Raw genomic sequence first — 17,594 nt, 5'->3', positions numbered from 1 at the left:
CGGCGCCCGTACTGTTACGGGCGTTGAAGCACCCGGCGGGGTTTCGCCCGTTGCCGGGCACTAGAGTTCTAGAAGAACGGCGTGCACGCTTACAGTTAAGAATCGAGGGACCGAATGGAAGGCGCAGACTACGGCGTACTGGCCCCTGCCTGGGCTGGTACCGCGGCCTCGGCGCTGGCCAGCGACGCGGCTTTCGTCCAGGGGATGCTGGATGCCGAAGCCGCCTGGGTGCAGGTCCAGGCGGACGCCGGCCTGTGCAGCATCGAGGATGCGCAGGCGGTGCGCGAGGTGGCCAGCGTGGACCGCTACGACCTGGCGCTGCTGGCGTCCAAGACACCGGACGGGGCCAATGCGCTGATCCCGCTGCTGGGCATGATGCGCGAGCTGCTCACACATGATGGCGCGGCGAAAACTGCCAGCACCGCCTTGCACCGCGGGGCGACCAGCCAGGACATCATCGACACCGCGCTGATGCTGGTGCTCTCCAAGACGATCACGCTCACGCTGGCCGATCTGCGCAGCACCGCTGACGGGTTGGCGGCCCTGGCGCGCGAGCACCGGTCCACCGTGTGCATTGCCCGCTCGCTGACCCAGCATGCTCTGCCTACAACCCTGGGGTGGAAGGCCGCCAGCTGGTTATCTGCCGTACTGGATGCCGAACGGCAGCTGGACGCCGCCACCGGGCAGCTGCGCCTGCAGTGGGGCGGAGCGGTGGGAACGCTCGCATCCTTGGAGCAGCTGCTCTCCAGCCATACGGAAACAACAGCCACGAGCAAGTCGCTGGCCTCGCAACTGGCGGATCTGCTGGGCCTGGCCGATCCGGGAACGCCTTGGCACACCAACCGCATGCCTATCCTCCAACTCGGCTCCGCGCTGGGTTCGGCCATTGCCGCGCTGGGGACCTTCGGCGCGGATGTGCTCACCGCCTCCCGCCCGGAAATCGGCGAGCTGTCCGAACCGCGCGAGGCTGGCAAGGGCGGTTCCTCGGCCATGCCGCAGAAGCAGAACCCGGTGCGCTCGGTGCTGCTGCGCAATGCGGCGTTCAGTGCCCCCGGCCTGCTCTCCACCCTGTTCACCGCCGCCGGCACCGCAGTGGATGAACGCCCGGATGGCGGCTGGCATGCCGAATGGAGCGCCCTGCGCGAACTGGCCCGGCTGGCCTCGGGTGCCGCCTTCCACGCCGCATTCCTGGCCAACGGCCTGACGGTGAATCACGCTGCCATCGAGCGGAACCTCGCCCTGGGCGGGGATGCGGTGCTCTCCGAGCGCCTCGCTGCCGTTCTGGCTCCACTGGTGGTTGGCGGAAAACCGGCCATCCAGGCGCTGGTGCGCCGCAGCCTGGACGAGGATGTTTCCCTGCGCGAACTGCTGCGCCTGGAAATCCCCACCCATGATCTAAGCGACCAGGACCTCGACGAATTACTTGATCCAGCCGGCTACCTCGGTGCCGCGGATCGCTTCACCGATACCGTACTCGCCGATTACTCGGCACGGAAGGAACTATGGCAGTCCCGCAACTAACCCCCTCCTTGCTGCATACCAGCAAGGAACTTCCCACCCTCATTGCCGGCCCCTCGCTGGGCACCGCCGCCCTGCCGCTATGGGCACCGGCCCTGCCCTACCTCAAAGAGCACTTCCAGGTCATTGCCTGGGACCTTCCGGGGCACGGCGAAAGCAAGCCATCCACGGAGGAATTCACGCTGGCCGAGCTGGCCACCGCTGTCACCGAAGTTGTTCAGGCGCTGCGTGCCGACGGCGTCATTGCCGAAGGCTCCAAGCTGTACTACGCGGGCGTCTCGGTGGGCGGGGCAACCGCACTGCAGCTTGCGGTAGACCACCCGGGCTTCTTCAACGGGCTATCCTCCATCTGCTCGGCCGCGAAAATCGGCACCCCGGAAGCGTGGACCGACCGTGCCGAGCTGGTCGCCAAGGCGGGTACCCCGACCATGGTCGCCGGTTCCGCCGAACGCTGGTTCGCACCGGGGTTCATCGAGAAGCAGCCGGTGATCAGCACCGAGCTGCTGCACAGCCTGCAGGACGCCGACCGATTCGCCTACGCCCACGTCTGCGGCGCCCTGGCAGGATTCGACGTGCGCGAGCAGCTGGCCTCCACCAGCGACCCGATTATTGCCATCAACGGCGCGCAGGACCAGGTCTGCCCTCCTGCAGACGCTGAATTCATTGCCGAAAATGCACCGCACGGAACCATGGCGGTCATTGATTCGGCAGCCCATCTGGCCCCGGCCGAGGCACCGGAAGAAACTGCGGCCTTGCTGGTCGACTTCTTCCTGGCCAACTAGCAGCGAGGATTTGCAGACAATGACTGAATCATCGCGCCTTCCTGGCGACACCTATGATGCCGGCATGGCGGTGCGCCGCCAGGTCCTGGGCAATGAGCACGTGGATCGTTCCACCAAGAACTCGAACGAGTTCACCGACGAATTCCAGGAGATGATCACCCGCTACGCCTGGGGCACCATCTGGACCCGCGAAGGCCTGCCACGCACCACCCGCAGCGCCATCACGCTGACTGCAATGATTGCCGGCGGATACTGGGAAGAGCTGGAAATGCATGTGCACGCCGCCCTCCGCAACGGCATGACCCCGGAAGAGATCAAGGAAGTCTTCTTGCAGTGCGCCATCTACTGCTCCGTTCCGGCAGCGAATGTGGCGTTCAAGATCGGCAAGAAGGTGCTGGACGAGTACGCGGCGGCCGAAGGCAACTAGCCGCTAGCGCCGCGCATCCGCGGCCTGCTGGATCGAGTGCAGCAAGGCCCACGGGACGATGCCGCTGGTGCGCGGGTTGCGCGGCGATGGGTAATTCTTGACCGAGAAGCTGTACTCGCCGGCTGGCCCGTGCGCTTCGATGAGGTGCTCGGTCAGCTCTGCCGCCGGATCGGCGAGCAGCCTGACCTGCACCGCGTCCCAATCCCCCACTGTTAAGGCCACTGCCGCGGCGACATTCAGCGACTTCTGGAAGTCGCGGGCCGCCACCGCAGCCGGACCGTTGAATACCTCTACCGGGCCGCTGGCCTGCTCCAGTTCGCGGCGCCGCCGCGCATCCATCCACGGCTGCACCAAGGTGGCCGGCAGCTTGCGCGTCGTAACCAGCACCTGCTCGATGCCGCCCATTCGTGCCGCCGCACCAAACAGGTCCAATCCGCCAATGGCCCCGGCGGTGCTGATCAGCCGGCCTGGCCCGGCAGCTTGCACTGATGCGGCAAGATCCGGGTCGGCCAGCGCTCCCATGGAACTGGCCAGCAGGTCGACCCCTGCCTCCAGGATGCGCACCGCATGCTCCCGCACAGCGTGCTGGCCCGCGCATTCGACCACCAGGTCGCAGCGCTCCAGCGCCTGCTGGAGATTCAACTGTTCATGTTCCAGCCCCGGCTGATGCCGGCGCAGGATCACCCCTTCAAGCTGGGCGCCCGCCACGCTCCCGGCAGCCAATTGATCCGCCACCACGGAGCCGATGGCGCCATAGCCCATTACTCCCACCCGATACATGCTGCCCGCGGCCATGACCGTCCTGTCCGAATCCTTTGATGCCAGCTATCGCCAGCTTAGCCAGCTGGCGCGACCATCACGAACCGGCGTGGTCCCGGAACGACAGGAGCTCCGCGCTATTACCCGGCCGCGGAGGCATGGTCGCCGCGCTCCATGAGCCGGGAGGCGGCATAGCCGAAGAGGATGCCCCAGAAGGCCGCGTGGATGTTGAACAGGTCCAGACCGGAAATTGTCACGACAAATGTCACCAGCGCGCCAAGGGAGAACTTCGTGGCGAAGGCCGTCACGAACGCCTGCTGCAGGGCCTTGAGCATGGCGATGCCTCCCAAGGCCAGCACGAATGCCTCAGGGGTGGCCAGCATGAAGCGGGTCAGCGTCGGAGCCAGCAGGGCGAAGACCAGGGACAGGAATCCATAGACCACCGCCGCTGTGTAGTGGCGGTGCTTTTCGCCCGATGAGGTGAGCAGCGCGTTGGTGGGTCCGGTGACGCAGGCGGATACCGCGCCGAAGCAGGCGTTGAGGATTGAGAAACCGCCGGAGGCCAGGGCGAAGGCATTGACCGGCGGCTGGTGCCCGGCGGCACGCAGCACCGCAACGCCCTGGCCGTTCTGCACGATCAGCACGGTGATGGCCAACGGTACCACCAGTTCAAGTTGCGCGGCCCAGGTGAATTCCGGAGCGGTGAACACCGGGGTGGCAAGTACCGGACCGCCCGCGGCATCCAATGCGAACTGCCCGCTGGCGGCCACGGCAATGATGCCGGCGATCAGCGTGCCCAGCACCGGTGGCAGTTTTCGGCCCAGCGCCGGCACCGCACTGAGCAGCACGAAGACCAGCACCATGGGAGCGGCCACCACCGGGTTGGCTTGGGTGGCTGAGACGATGTCGGTGCCAAAGCGCAGGAAGACCGCCGCCACCATGGCCATCACAATCGGCATCGGGATGGCCGCCATGATCCGGCGCACTACCCCGGTGGCTCCCAGCGCCAGGACCAGCACCCCCGAGAAGAAGAACGCCCCGACCACTTCGGCGAAAGACAGGTGCTGCAGCGAAGGACCCAGCAGCACCGTGCCGGGGATGGACCAGGCGAAGCCCAGCGGCTGGCGGTAGAGCAGGGACATCACGATGGTCGCCAACCCGGCGGAGAGGAAGATCCCGCAAACCCAGGAAGCCATCTCGGCCTGGGATAGCCCGCCTGCGGCACCCACGGCAAGGGTGACCGCGATGGGGCCAGAGGCTGAGAAGACCAGGCCGATCACCCCATTGCTGGCATAGACCGCGCCCAGATCGCGCAGCAGGGCGCGGATCCCGGCAGGCCTGCTCGCGGGCCGCTCCAGCAGCGGTTCGCGCGGTGACCGCGCGGGTGCTGGAGCCGATTCGTCGGTGGGCAAGAAATTGGCTGGCTTGGGCATGCGCTCTCCTGGATGACGGTGGCAGTGGCATTAATAGTCCATCACTAATGCACCGCTTAGGGGGCCGTGGGAAGTGGCACATTGATCCGGGGTATGCCAGTCCTAGGATAGTTCTGGCCTCGGACCAGCACCGCAGGCAGGGCTAGGATGAGACCGGGGCGATGCGGCCCGCGGATGAAAGGACTGCTCCGATGAATTCCAATACAGAGCTCGGCGAGTTCCTCAAGGCGCGCCGGGCGCTGGTCAGCCCGGCAGGCGATGGTGGTCCCCGGCGCCGCGTTCCTGGCCTGCGCCGCGAAGAGGTCGCGGTCCTGGCCGGAGTGAGCACCGACTACTACACCCGGCTGGAGCAAGGCCGTCACAAGCGCCCCTCCGAATCAGTGCTCGGCGCGTTGGCCAAGGCCTTGGAACTGGATGAGGCGGCGACCGGGCATTTGTTCAATCTGGCGCGCTCGCTCTCCGGCTCCGGGCGCGACAGCCCATCAAGCAGCGTCCAGCGGGTGCGCCCATCCCTGCACAAACTGCTGGATTCCTTCACCGCCCATCCGGCCTTCATCCGTGGTCGGCGCACCGAGGTGCTGGGCATGAATCCGCTGGCAGCCAGCCTGCTCACCGATTTCCTGGCCAAGCCGGTGCGCCACCGCAGCCTGATCCGCTGGGCATTCCTGGATCCCGAAGCCAGGCAGCGCTATGCCGACTGGGAGCAGGTCGCCGCGTCAATGGTCGGCACCTTGCGCCTGGATGCCGGGCGCCATCCGCATGATCCGTTGCTCGCGCAGCTGGTCGGAGAGCTATCGATGAACAGCGGAGAATTCCGCACCTGGTGGGCCGACCACCGGGTGGTCGAGCGGCGGGACGGAATCAAGCGGTTCAACCATCCCGACGTGGGTTATCTGGAGGTCAACTACGAGGCGCTGGACGTAACCGGGGCAACCGACCAGACCCTATTCATCTACACCACCGAGCCGGGCTCTGAGTCCGAAGCGAAGCTGCGCGATCTAGCAGCGCGGCTCAACAGCCCGGGTGCGGCGCCGAGAGGCTAGCCGCGTGCCGGGATCAGCGATTCGCTGAGCCAGCTGCGCTCCAGCTCGTTCAGCGGCCGGGACGAAACGCCATCGGCGGCCAGTGGCACCATGACCGTGGTCGAGTCGAATACCGGCTGCCCATCCTGGTAGCCGATGCCGCGCACGGTGAAGGATTTGTTGCCGAGCCGGCTGATGCCCATGCGGATGAGCATCTCGGGCTGGTAGTGTAGCGGGCGCAGGTAGTCGATCTGGATGGATGCGACCACTGTGCCGAATTCGAAACGGCCTGTGGTTCCGTCTTCGCGCGTCCAGCGGATGCGCGCTTCTTCCATCAAGGTCACGATGCGCGCATTGTTCACGTGGCCCAGGGCATCCTGATCCGACCAGCGCAATTGCAAGATGATCTCGGTTGCGGCGGCCAGTTCATCGTTTTTCGCTTCACTCATGAAACCCATTGCACCAGAAACCGGGGCAGGCCACTGCGCCCGTGACAGCTCATGAACTTGGAACCTTGCCAGCAGGCACCCACCGTGCTTCCTCGTTGCTGGCGTCCAGGCAAATCCATTCCTGCGCTGGCCCGTAGCACCGCAGCTCATCGGTGAACCAGAACGTCTGGTCCGGATCCCAGCCGGCAATCACGCTGGCGTACTTTTCATCGATCTCCAGGCATTGTCCGGCGAGCGCCAGATAAGCACCAATGCCCAGATGCACCCCGTCATAGTCGCGCGCCACTGCCAGCCAATCAGGGATCATCCATGCGCCGTCGCGCCCAGTAGCCAAATACCAGTCGTGGCGTTTCTGCGCGGACACCTCGAGGCCGTGTTCGCGGCAGAGACGGATCCAGTCCTCCGCCGTGGCGATCTTCAGCATGTTCGCTGCGGGAGGCACACTAGCGTGCCTGACGCTGGCCTGTTCCCACCCGAAACCGTCTTCCACGCAGCTCAGGCCCACAGGCTCGCCGCCAGGGAAGATACCGGTGCTGGCGGGCAGGCGGCTGCTGGGCTTGGACCACCATTCGCCACTGAAGCTGCCCAGCTGGCTGTTATGCAGTTCCGCGGCATCGCGGGCTTCCGTCGCCAGAACCGCGCCCCTCCAGTCCTGCAAAATGTCAAGAGCATCGTCATCGGGAGCTTGCGACTTACCCACGGGATCATGCTGGTCGAACTCCACCTTGAACTGGTTGCGCAGATCCACGGGATCCATCCACCAGTCCGCGAGCCCGCTGTCCGCCAGATGCCGGGCGACGCGCTCAAGAGGCGCGGCGAAAGCCGGCAACGCCAGCAGGGTGTCTTCCCCATCCGGTTCCTGCCAATAGCGCGCGTAGTCCACCGAACGAACTAGCGCGTGTTGCAGGAGCGCCGCAGTGGGCGTCACCAGGCTGGCGACATCAAGGAGCCGTGCAATCTCCTCGACACTGATATCGGGCACGCCTGGCTCGTCCATGCCAAACAGTCCAACGCTCTCGCCACGTTCGACCGCGACCCGATGCGCGGCATAGTACATCGCCGCCCGCAGTGGATGCTCCGCGAATTCCGGTTGCAGCTGCTCTTCGCTGGCAATTGCGAATTCCCACAGTAGCCTGCGTCCCCGCGCGCCTGCCATCAGGGCCTGCACCAGTTCCATCGCCACCACTTCATTTCATTAGCTGGAGATACCTAAATCCTGCCAAGACAGTCGATAACTATTTACGGGATCGATGAATCGACATTACCTGGGCATGGGTTGCAATTCACCTGTCCTTGGCACCGTGGGATACGGCTGGCCAACGGGCCGGCAGATTGCCCCCACCCGGAGGAACGTACGTGAAATTCTTCGCTCGACCCGGCAAAACCAATCATCTCACCCCACTGCATCTGACCGCCGGAAGCCTGGTTGCCATTGCCGCTTCCACCGCTTTGATCAGCGCCAGCCCAGAAGTCGAAGCGGCGCCTGCCGCCAAGACCACCGCGGATTGGAGCTCCTCGGCCTACCGCGGGTCCGTCGAGGTCATCCCTGCTAAAAATAGCGGCAACGCCGCCGATCAACAGACGCTGGACGGCGTGGTCTTCGAGGACCGCAACAAGAACTCCAAGCAGGATGCCGGTGAACCCGGCCTGCCGAACGTCACGGTGTCCAACGGCCGCGACGTTGTGTCCACCGACGGACAGGGCCGCTACGAACTGCCGGCCTACAACAACATGACCGCATTCGTCACCCAGCCGCGTGGCTTCCAGGTACCGGTTGACGAGGACAACGTCGCCCAGTTCTTCTACAATCACCTGCCCGGAGGCTCCCCGGAACTGAAGTACGACGGCATCGCCCCGACCGGCCCGCTGCCCGAGGCGGTCAACTTCCCGCTGGTGCGCAGCAGCGCCACCCAATCACCGGAGCAGAGCTGCGTCATCGGCGCGGACGTGCAGACCTACACCCAGCAGGAAGTCGAATACGCCAGGGACGGCGCCTTCGCCGATCTGGCGGCCCGCACCGACTACACCGGGTGCGGCGTCTTGTTCATCGGCGACCTCGTGGGCGATGACCTGACCTTCTTCCACCAGACCCGCGAGCTTTCTTCCATGCTCAACGGCCCGGCCCGCTTCCTGCCGGGCAACCACGACATCGACTACGATTCGCTGGACGGGCAGCATGAGTTCGATTCCTTCCGCGCCCAGTTCGGCCCGGAATACTACTCCTACGACACCGGCAAAACGCACGTCATTGCACTGAGCACCATCGATTACCCCACTGCGGTTCCAGCTAAGAAGAGCGACTACACCTATGATTTGGGGCAGCGCCAGCTGCAGTGGCTGCGCGAGGATCTGGCCAAGGTTCCCAAGAACAAGGCCATCGTGCTGGCCGGGCACAGCCCGATGCTCGAGTTCTTCTACAGCGACGAGCATTCCACCAAGCAGGTCAAGGAGATCTACGAGCTGCTTGAGGGACGCGAGGCCGTTTCTCTGGGCGGGCACACCCACATGTCGGAGAACCTGCGCGCCGGGGACCTGATGGACGGCTGGCGCGATGAGGTCGGCGAAGCAGGCTTGCCCTTCACCCATCTGACGGTCCCGGCAATTTCCGGGCAATGGTATGACGGCCGGGTCTCCGAGAACGGCTACCCGACCTCCATCCAGCGCGACGGCACCCCGCCGGGCGTGCTCACCTTGGACATCAAGAACACCGACATCGTGGAGCGCTTCACCGCCACCGGCCAGGATCCCAGCAAGCAGATGTCGCTAGGCCTGAATACCCCTCAGTACCGGCAGTGGTACGAAGAGAATCTGGACAAGGAACGCGGCACCGTCCAGCCCCTGGCCGACCCGCTGGCAGTGAGCCGGCAGGGATTGGCCCAGGACACCTGGCTGACCACGAACTTCTGGATGGGCAGCACCGGTTCCACCGTCGAGGTCTCCATCGATGGCCAGGATCCGGTGGCCGCGGAGCGGACCCAGCAGATGGCGGGCGAGCGCCCGCTGACCGGAGCCGAGTACTCGGACCCGTCCGCCATCGCAGAGCAGTTCGTCCACGGCGGCGGCCTCGCCGAGAAGACCAGCCACCTGTGGCGCCTGGAACTGCCTGATGACCTCCCGGTTGGTGAGCACACCGCGACGGCGACCGCCACCGACGTGCATGGTCGCTCCTACACCGAGCAGCTGGAATTCACCGTCGTCCAGTAGCATCGATGCTTTGAGCTGGTGCCTGCATGATGCAGGCGCCAGCTTTTTGTTACGCCAGCGACAGGACAGCAGCGGCCGCAGATGCCTAGGATGAAGCCATGCGCATTGCAATCCTTGATGATTACCACAACGTGGCCCGCTCGCTGGCCGATTTCGATGGCCTCGCCGCCGAGCTGGACGCCGAGATCACCGTCTTCACCGAGCACCTGGGCCATGAGGACCACACTGTCATCGAGGCATTGCTGCCCTTCGACGCCATTGTCGCCATGCGCGAGCGCACGCCCTTTCCGGCCGCCCGGCTGAATGCCTTGCCCAACCTGAAGCTGCTGGTCACCACCGGTCGCCGCAACGGATCCATTGACCTGCAGGCTGCACAGGCCCGGGGTATCGTGGTCAGCCACACCGGCTACGTGGCCACCGATGCCGCCGAGCACACCTGGGCGCTGATCCTTTCCGCCGCGCGCCGACTGGATGTGGAACTGTTTTCCGCGGACCGCCCGCTGGCGGCCGACTCGGGCTGGCAGACCACGTTGGGGATGGGCCTGTCCGGCAAGACCCTGGGCGTCTACGGCCTGGGAAATCTGGGGTCGAGGGTGGCGAAAGTTGGCCTGGCCTTCGGCATGCGGGTCATCGCCTACAGCCAGAACCTCACCAAGGAGCGCGCCGCCGAAGCGGGCGTGGAGCTGGTCTCGGAGGCCGAACTGTTTTCCACCAGCGCCATCGTGACCGTGCACCTGAAGCTCTCCGAACGCAGCACCGGGGTCATCGGCCCGAAGCAGCTGGCCTGGATGCGACCTGATTCCATCCTGGTCAACACCTCGCGCAGCCGGATCGTGCAGACCGGCGCGCTCATCGACGCGCTGGAAAGCCGGCGGCTGCACCTGGCTGCGGTGGATGTCTTCGATGTGGAACCGCTGCCGGCCCAGGACCGGCTGGCGAACACCAGGGGCGTGATTGCCACCCCGCATATCGGCTACGTGACCATCGAGCAGTTCGAGATGTTCTACCGCGATGCGGTGGAAGATCTCCGCGCATGGGCTAGCGGCGCGCCGATCCGCGTGCTGGCCTAGTAGCTGCGGGCCGCGGCACGAAGAAGTAGTGCAGGATTGCCACCACGGCGGCCCAGGCGGCCCCGATCAGCAGTCCCACCAGCACATCCGAAACCCAATGGTGCCCGATGTAGATGCGCGAGGCGCCCATCGCCAGCACGAATAGCGCCGCGATGATGGCGATCAGGTACGCGTAGCGGCGCAGCCCGTAGATGATCGCCAGGTAGCTGGCGATGCCGATCAGCGCCGCCGAGTTCAGCGTGTGCCCACTGGGGAATGAATAGGATTCAGGCGGCGCAGGTCCCCCGGGGATGCCCTGGGGACGCGGCACCTGGAGGTTGGCCTTGAGGATGACGGTCAGCAGCACCGAGACCAATGCCGTGAACGCGACGGCCGCCAGCGGCCACGCGCTGCGCGTTTTCCAGCACAGCAGCCCGGTGATCACCAGCATGATCATGGTCATTCCCGGGGTGGATCCCCAGAAGTACAGGAAGTCGGAGACCGCGAACAGGAACGGCGACTGGTGCTCCAGCGTCCATTGGTATGCCGGGGCGTCCAGGTCCTTGGCCCATCCGCCCGCATGAAGGGACACCAGCACCCTGCGGGTGAAGTAGAACATGGCGACGACCAGCCCGAAAATGATCCACAGCACCTGTGCGCCGCCAGGACGCTGGCCGTGCCGGAAATACCAAGAGGATCTCATGGTTTCCATCGTATCGGGGTGGAAGCGAAGCGCTGAACCCGACGGATGCGGAACAATGGAAGCATGACGATCAAGGTGCTGGCAGTTGGCAAGAAACACGAGTCCTGGGTGGACGAGGGAATTTCCCGCTATGAGAAGCGGCTGAAGAAGCCCTTCGACCTGTCCTGGCAGCTGCTGAGCCACTCCTCGCGCGAGAACGACGCGGCCCGCAGCGAGGAATCCGGACGCATCCTGGCCAAGATCGATGACCGCGATTTCGTGGTGCTGCTCGATGAACGAGGGAAGAACGTGGACTCCCCCGCGCTGGCCAACACCCTGCGCACACCGATCGATTCCTCGCGCAATGTGGTGATCATCATCGGCGGCGCCTACGGCGTGGACCCCACGGTGCATGCCCGCGCCAACTTCACCTGGTCGCTGTCCAAGCTGGTCTTCCCGCACCAGCTGGTGCGCTTGATCCTCACCGAGCAGCTCTACCGGGCGCAGGACATCCTGGCCGGCGGCAAGTACCACCACGTTTAAGCCAACCCCTTGACTTTCCAACATGGAAAGACGAGACTTTCCGTAACGGAAAGTGGTGTATTCATGGCTTCATCAGGGGATTTCATGGACAAGAAGCACGCGGCCAAGTTGCTGGCATCTGCTGAGCAGGACTCACAGCAGATGGTCCAGACTTCCGGGAGTCCCCGTGGCTTCACCACCACCTTGGTCGCAGTCTCGGCCGTAGTCCTCACGTTGTTCCAGGCTTACCCACCCCAGGCTTTTTGGACAGCACTGCTGTATATACCGTTGATCCTTTGGTACGTGCTGGCCCGGCGCCGTCGCGCAAAGCCACGGACATTGGCCGATACCCCGAGCCTGCTGGCGGGCGCCTATGCAGGATATTTCTTCCTCGGCATCCTGCTGGTCAATTGCCTGAGGTTTTGGGAAGCGGCACAGGCAGAGGAAGTTTTGGCGAAGATTCTTGTCACCTTCATATCCTGCATGTTCTTGGTGGCCAAGATGCAAGCTGCCTACAACGTGGCGCGCCTGGAGGACGGCAATGACCAAGTCGTCTAGCGACGCCCGGTTCGACGAATTAATCCACGCTCCATTGCGGCTGCGCATCTGTGCCAGCCTGGCTCCGGTTCAGTGGGCTGAATTCGCGCACCTTCGCGGTCTCCTCGATGTCGCCGACTCGGTTCTGAGCAAGCACCTCAAGCAGCTCGCCGATGCCGGTTATGTCGGCATCGAGCGATTCACCAAGCTGGGCCGCAGCCATGTGCGCGTTTCGCTGACGAAGACGGGCTGTCGCGCATATGTTGGCCACGTCACAGCCCTTCGTGAAATTACCGCAGGATAAGAATTCTCGCGCGCTGAGCATGTGAAACGGCACCACAGCACCCCGCAACATAGCTTTGGCTTCGCTAATCGATGGCAAGCATTACTCATGCCAACGCTTATTCCAACAACCATTGGCATGGCGGATTCATGTGAATGCCTGAGCAGGGTGCTACTTGGCCACCGCTTCAGTTTGGGCGGTTCCTGTTCCCGAACTGTCGAGTCCAGAACGTAGTATCGATTCCATGAGTGATGTGCTTTCCCGGTTTGGTGCGGCCACCCGCAAGTGGTTCACCGACGTCTTCTCGGCGCCCACGGTGGCGCAGAGCGGCGCCTGGGAATCCATCTCCGACGGGAAGCACACCCTGGTCATCGCCCCAACCGGCTCAGGCAAGACATTGGCAGCGTTCCTCTGGGCCCTGGACCGGCTGCATCATGCGGAACTCGACACACCGGCGCTGCCCGGCATGGAATCCGATGCGGACCACCCGGCAGGCACCGGAACCAAGGTCCTCTATATCTCCCCGCTGAAAGCCCTGGGCGTGGACGTGGAGCGCAACCTGCGCTCCCCGCTGGCCGGCATCCGCTCCACCGCCCACGAAATGGGGCTCTCCCAGCCATCGGTCACCGTGGGCGTGCGCTCCGGAGATACCCCGGCCAATGACCGGCGCAAGCTGCTCAAGGACCCACCCGACATCCTGATCACCACGCCCGAGTCGCTGTACCTGATGCTCACCAGCCAGGCCCGCAAGACCTTGGCCCAGGTGCATACGGTCATCATCGACGAGGTCCACGCCATCGCCAATACCAAGCGCGGCACACATCTGGCCCTGTCCCTGGAGCGGCTCGACGCGATGCTTGCCGCCCCGGCCCAGCGCATCGGTCTTTCGGCCACGGTGGAACCGCCCGAAGAAGTCGCGCGTTTCCTGGCAGGCTCGGCACCGGTGAATATCGTGCGCCCACCATCCACCAAGAAGTGGGAGCTCGCGGTGCGGGTCCCGGTCGAGGACATGACCGACTTGCCGTCGGCGGCCGGCGCCCACGATCTGGGACCCGGTTCCTCCCCGGCGGCCTCGGCCAGCATCTGGCCGCACGTGGAAAACCAGCTGGTGGATCTGGTGCTGGAGAACCGCTCCACGATCATCTTCGCCAACTCCCGGCGTTTGGCCGAACGCCTGACCGGGCGGCTGAACGAAATCTACGCCGAACGCGAGGGGTTCAGCGCCGAGGATACTTCCACGTCCACCCCGGCAGTGCTGATGGCCCAAGCCGGGTCCACCGCCGCTTCTAACCCAGAGGCGCCGCTGCTGGCCCGGGCCCACCACGGCTCGGTCTCCAAGGATGCCCGCGCCCAAATCGAAGAAGACCTGAAGCTGGGCAAGCTGCGCGCCGTGGTGGCCACCAGCTCGCTGGAACTGGGCATCGACATGGGCCTGGTGGATCTGGTGATCCAGGTCGAATCCCCCAATTCGGTCTCTTCCGGGCTGCAGCGCGTGGGCCGTGCCGGTCACCAGGTCGGCTCGGTCTCCCAGGGCATCTTCTTCCCCAAGCACCGCGCGGACCTGCTCTCCACCGCACTGGTGGTCACCCGCATGCGCGAGGGCAAGATCGAGAAGATGGTCATCCCGGCCAACCCGCTCGATGTCCTGGCCCAGCAGACCCTGGCCGCGGTGGCCATGGAGGACCTTGAGGTCGAAGCCTGGTACGACACCGTGCGCAGGGCCGCGCCCTACCAGCAGCTGCCGCGCAGCGTGTACCTGGCGACCTTGGACATGATGGCGGGCAAATACCCGTCGGACGAGTTCGCCACCCTCAAGCCGCGGCTGATCTGGGACCGTGACGCCGGAGTGCTCAGCGCCCGCCCCGGCGCCCAGCGCCTCGCGGTGATTTCCGGCGGCACCATCCCGGACCGCGGGCTGTTCGGCGTCTTCCTTGCGGGATCCGAGGATGACAAGGCCCCCAAGCGGGTGGGCGAGCTCGACGAGGAAATGGTCTACGAGTCCCGCGTGGGCGACGTGTTCGCGCTGGGTGCCACCAGCTGGCGCATCGAGGACATCACCCACGACAGGGTGCTGGTCACCCCGGCCTTCGGCCAGCCCGGCAAGCTGCCCTTCTGGCACGGCGACGGTCTGGGCCGCCCGGTGGAACTCGGAGCGGCGCTGGGCGAATTCACTACCGGGCTGCTGGCCGGCGAGCGCAGCGCCTCCGCCGCCGCGCTGCGCGAGCACGGGCTGGATCCCTTCGCGGCCGAGAACCTGCTGAACTACCTGGGCGAGCAGCGCCAGGCCACCGGGCAGGTGCCCAACCACCAGAACTTCGTAGTGGAACGCTTCCACGACGAGCTGGGCGACTGGCGGGTGATCCTGCATTCGCCCTTCGGCCTGGCGGTGCACGCCCCATGGGCGTTGGCCATCGGCGCCCGGGTGCGCGAACGCTGGGGCCTGGACGCCTCCGCGATGGCCGCGGATGACGGTATCGTGCTGCGCATCCCGGCCATGGATGATGAGCCGCCGGGTGCCGACCTCTTCGCCTTCGAGGCCGATGAGATCGTGGACGTGGTCACCTCGCAGGTGGCCAACTCGGCGCTGTTCGCCGCGCGATTCCGCGAATGCGCGGCCCGCGCCCTGCTGCTGCCGAGGATCAACCCGACCAAGCGCACCCCGCTGTGGCAGCAGCGCCAGCGGGCCAGCCAGCTGCTGGACGTGGCCCGCAACTATCCGGATTTCCCGATCATCCTGGAGACCGTACGCGAGTGCCTGAACGACGTCTACGACCTGCCGGCCCTGACCGAGATCCTGGGCCAGGTCTCCTCCCGCGCCATCCGGCTGGTGGAAGTCACCACCGAGCTTCCCTCGCCCTTCGCCCAATCGTTGCTCTTCGGCTACGTGGCCCAGTTCCTCTATGAGACCGACGCCCCGCTGGCCGAACGCCGCGCCGCCGCGCTGAGCCTGGACCCGGTCCTGCTCGGCGAGCTGCTGGGACGCAACGACGTGCGCGAAATCCTCGACCCGCAGGTCATCGCCGCCCTCGAACAGCAGCTGCAGCACCTGGCGCCCAACCGCCGGCTATCCGGGATGGAGGGCGCCGCGGACCTGTTGCGCCTGCTCGGCCCGCTGAGCGCAGAACAATTGGCGCAGCGCCTGCGCTCAACGGAGGATGAGCAGGAAGCCCTTGATGCCGAGACCGCCCGGGCCCATGCCGAATCCCTCGTGGCCACCCGCCGCGCCTTCACCCTGCGGGTCGCCGGGCAACTGGCCTATGCGGCCATCGAGGACGCGGGCAAGCTGCGCGATGCCCTGGGCACCCCGCTGCCCACCGGCATCCCCACCGCCTTCCTCGAACCGGCGGCCCAGCCAATTGAGGACCTGGTGTCCCGCTTCGCCCGCACCCACGCCCCGTTCACGCTCTCCGAGCTGTCCGCCGCGCTCGGCCTGGGCGTCGCGGTGCTGCGCCCGGTGCTCGACCAGCTGGTGGCGGCCGGCCGCCTGTCGCTGGGCGCGTTCCGTCCGGTGGAGCTGATCCCGCCTGGAATCAGCGGGGATGAATACTGCGATGTTTCGGTGCTGCGCACCATCCGCACCCGTTCGCTGGCCGCGTTGCGCGCCGAGGTGGAGCCGGTGGACCAGCCCGCCTTCGGACGGTTCCTGCCCGCCTGGCAGCAGGTGGGCTCCCGGCTGGAAGGCAGCGACGGGCTCTACGAGGTGCTGACCCAGCTGGCAGGGGTTGAAGTTCCTGCCTCGGCGCTGGAATCATTCATCCTGCCCGCCAGGTTGCACGGCTACCAGGCATCGTGGCTTGATGAGCTGACCAGCAGCGGGGACGTGCTGATCTGCGGGGCCGGGGCCGCCGGCGGCAAGGACGGCTGGCTCTCGCTGCACACCGCAGAGTTCGCTGCGCTCAGCCTGCCAGCCCCTGACATGTCCCAGCTGGATTCGCTGGCCCGCCGGGTGCTTGATTCCTTCGACGCTACCGGGGCCTACTTCGTGCAGGAACTCGCCGCCCGGCTGCACCCGGAAGAGGGGCTGCCGCCCACCGAGCAGGAGATCACCGAGGCCTGCTGGCAGCTGTTCTGGGCGGGGTTCATCTCCCCCGACACCCTCGCTCCGGTGCGCGGCTACCTGGCTGGCGGCACCACCGCGCACAAGATCGCCAAGCCGGCGCCGCGTGCCCGTGCCGCCCGGCTGAATCGGCTATCCGGGCTTACCCGGCTAGCCCGGGAACAGACGGCCGGACAGCTGGCACGCAACACCCGCGGCTCGGCCCGCTGGTCGCTGCTGCCCGCCCCTGCGCTGGACCAGACCATCGCAGCGCATGCAACCGCGGAAATCATGCTTGAACGCTACGGGGTGCTCACCCGCGGTTCGGTGGCCGCCGAATCCGTGCCCGGCGGCTTCGGCCAGCTCTACCGGGTGCTGTCCAAGCTGGAAGAGGCGGGCCATGCCCGCCGCGGCTACTTCATCGAGAAGCTCGGCGCCGCGCAGTTCTCCACCGCCAACACCATCGACCGGCTGCGCACCTTCACCCTGCCCGATGACCCGCAGCGCCAGCCGCAGGCTGTGGTGCTCGCCTCCACGGACCCGGCCAACCCCTACGGCGCGGCCCTGCCGTGGCCGGCCACGCAGACCGGGCACCGCCCGGGGCGCAAGGCCGGAGCGATCGTGGGTCTGCTGGACGGAGAACTGGCGCTCTATCTGGAACGCGGCGGGCGCACCGTGCTCGCTTTCGGCGAGCCAAGCGAAGAGCCATGGCGGCTGCTGGCAGGAAATCTGGTGGCAGTGCTGCGCACCGCGACGGTGGACAAGCTGGCCATCGCCACGGTCAACGGCGAGCCGGTCCTTGAGCATCCCCTCGCTCACGCGCTGCTGGCGGCCGGATTCTATTCCACCCCGCAGGGGATCCGCTTCCGGCGCTAAGCCGCAGCGCAGGCA

The 17,594-nt window shown here is 65.8% G+C and carries 15 protein-coding genes; 10 read left to right on the top strand and 5 right to left on the bottom strand.

The annotated features are described in order from the left end of the window. The first annotated feature begins 114 nt into the window (after nucleotides 1-114). Genes BKX98_RS12090 through pcaC form a run of 3 tightly spaced genes read left to right on the top strand, consistent with a single transcriptional unit; the run spans nucleotide 115 to nucleotide 2,727 of the window. Nucleotides 115-1,521, top strand: coding sequence for a lyase family protein (locus BKX98_RS12090; protein WP_073707415.1), 1,407 nt, complete (start codon nucleotides 115-117; stop codon nucleotides 1,519-1,521). Further along, nucleotides 1,503-2,300 carry an alpha/beta fold hydrolase gene (locus BKX98_RS12085; RefSeq protein ID WP_073707414.1) on the top strand — a complete coding sequence of 266 codons (798 nt, stop codon included), beginning with the start codon at nucleotides 1,503-1,505 and terminating at the stop codon, nucleotides 2,298-2,300. The genes BKX98_RS12090 and BKX98_RS12085 overlap by 19 nt, the downstream gene beginning before the upstream one ends. Before the next feature lie 19 nt (nucleotides 2,301-2,319). After that, nucleotides 2,320-2,727: a 4-carboxymuconolactone decarboxylase gene (pcaC, locus tag BKX98_RS12080; RefSeq protein WP_038992456.1), complete on the top strand. Its 408-nt coding sequence runs from the start codon at nucleotides 2,320-2,322 to the stop codon at nucleotides 2,725-2,727. 3 nt (nucleotides 2,728-2,730) lie between these two features. Here pcaC and BKX98_RS12075 read toward each other — a convergent pair whose 3' ends face one another. Together BKX98_RS12075 and BKX98_RS12070 are read right to left on the bottom strand one after the other, a co-directional pair. Further along, nucleotides 2,731-3,522, bottom strand: a complete 792-nt coding sequence (locus BKX98_RS12075; RefSeq protein WP_073707413.1) for an aspartate dehydrogenase domain-containing protein — start codon at nucleotides 3,520-3,522, stop codon at nucleotides 2,731-2,733. Nucleotides 3,523-3,626: 104 nt separating this feature from the next. Beyond that, nucleotides 3,627-4,919, bottom strand: a complete 1,293-nt coding sequence (locus BKX98_RS12070; RefSeq protein ID WP_198934376.1) for a benzoate/H(+) symporter BenE family transporter — start codon at nucleotides 4,917-4,919, stop codon at nucleotides 3,627-3,629. A gap of 191 nt (nucleotides 4,920-5,110) precedes the next feature. Between BKX98_RS12070 and BKX98_RS12065 the strand changes: the two genes are divergently transcribed. Further along, on the top strand, nucleotides 5,111-5,962 hold the full coding sequence (locus tag BKX98_RS12065; protein ID WP_073707412.1) for a helix-turn-helix transcriptional regulator: 852 nt from the start codon (nucleotides 5,111-5,113) through the stop codon (nucleotides 5,960-5,962). Here BKX98_RS12065 and BKX98_RS12060 read toward each other — a convergent pair. Both BKX98_RS12060 and BKX98_RS12055 read right to left on the bottom strand, forming a co-directional pair. Beyond that, a complete protein-coding gene (locus BKX98_RS12060) occupies nucleotides 5,959-6,390 on the bottom strand; it encodes a thioesterase family protein (protein WP_052253900.1) in 432 nt (143 codons plus the stop codon). The two genes, BKX98_RS12065 and BKX98_RS12060, sit on opposite strands and share 4 nt — an antisense overlap. Before the next feature lie 49 nt (nucleotides 6,391-6,439). Beyond that, entirely contained in the window at nucleotides 6,440-7,573 is a 1,134-nt protein-coding gene (locus BKX98_RS12055; protein ID WP_143181110.1) for a hypothetical protein, read from the bottom strand. A gap of 173 nt (nucleotides 7,574-7,746) precedes the next feature. On the opposite strand from BKX98_RS12055, the gene BKX98_RS12050 reads away from it, so the two are divergent. Next, nucleotides 7,747-9,594 carry a calcineurin-like phosphoesterase family protein gene (locus BKX98_RS12050; protein WP_073707410.1) on the top strand — a complete coding sequence of 616 codons (1,848 nt, stop codon included), beginning with the start codon at nucleotides 7,747-7,749 and terminating at the stop codon, nucleotides 9,592-9,594. Between the two features lie 98 nt (nucleotides 9,595-9,692). Next, nucleotides 9,693-10,664, top strand: coding sequence for a D-2-hydroxyacid dehydrogenase family protein (locus tag BKX98_RS12045; RefSeq protein ID WP_073707409.1), 972 nt, complete (start codon nucleotides 9,693-9,695; stop codon nucleotides 10,662-10,664). Here the strand turns inward: BKX98_RS12045 and BKX98_RS12040 are convergent. After that, on the bottom strand, nucleotides 10,633-11,346 hold the full coding sequence (locus BKX98_RS12040; protein WP_073707408.1) for a phosphatase PAP2 family protein: 714 nt from the start codon (nucleotides 11,344-11,346) through the stop codon (nucleotides 10,633-10,635). The two genes, BKX98_RS12045 and BKX98_RS12040, sit on opposite strands and share 32 nt — an antisense overlap. Nucleotides 11,347-11,409: 63 nt before the next feature. Between BKX98_RS12040 and BKX98_RS12035 the strand changes: the two genes are divergently transcribed. From BKX98_RS12035 to BKX98_RS12020, 4 genes are all read left to right on the top strand, one after another. Then, nucleotides 11,410-11,868: a 23S rRNA (pseudouridine(1915)-N(3))-methyltransferase RlmH gene (locus BKX98_RS12035; protein WP_198934375.1), complete on the top strand. Its 459-nt coding sequence runs from the start codon at nucleotides 11,410-11,412 to the stop codon at nucleotides 11,866-11,868. A 63-nt stretch (nucleotides 11,869-11,931) separates the two neighbouring features. After that, nucleotides 11,932-12,405, top strand: coding sequence for a hypothetical protein (locus tag BKX98_RS12030; protein ID WP_073707407.1), 474 nt, complete (start codon nucleotides 11,932-11,934; stop codon nucleotides 12,403-12,405). Next, the gene (locus BKX98_RS12025) at nucleotides 12,389-12,688 is read left to right on the top strand and encodes a transcriptional regulator (protein ID WP_073707406.1); all 300 of its coding nucleotides are present in this window, start codon (nucleotides 12,389-12,391) and stop codon (nucleotides 12,686-12,688) included. Before BKX98_RS12030 ends, BKX98_RS12025 begins: the two co-directional genes overlap by 17 nt. A 223-nt stretch (nucleotides 12,689-12,911) precedes the next feature. Beyond that, nucleotides 12,912-17,579 (top strand): ATP-dependent helicase, encoded by a 4,668-nt coding sequence (locus BKX98_RS12020; protein WP_073707405.1) that lies wholly within the window; start codon nucleotides 12,912-12,914, stop codon nucleotides 17,577-17,579. Nucleotides 17,580-17,594: the final 15 nt, after the last annotated feature.

This window comes from Glutamicibacter sp. 0426 (assembly GCF_001906485.1).
Taxonomy (GTDB): domain Bacteria; phylum Actinomycetota; class Actinomycetes; order Actinomycetales; family Micrococcaceae; genus Glutamicibacter; species Glutamicibacter nicotianae.
This window is presented reverse-complemented; position numbering and strand designations above follow the sequence as displayed.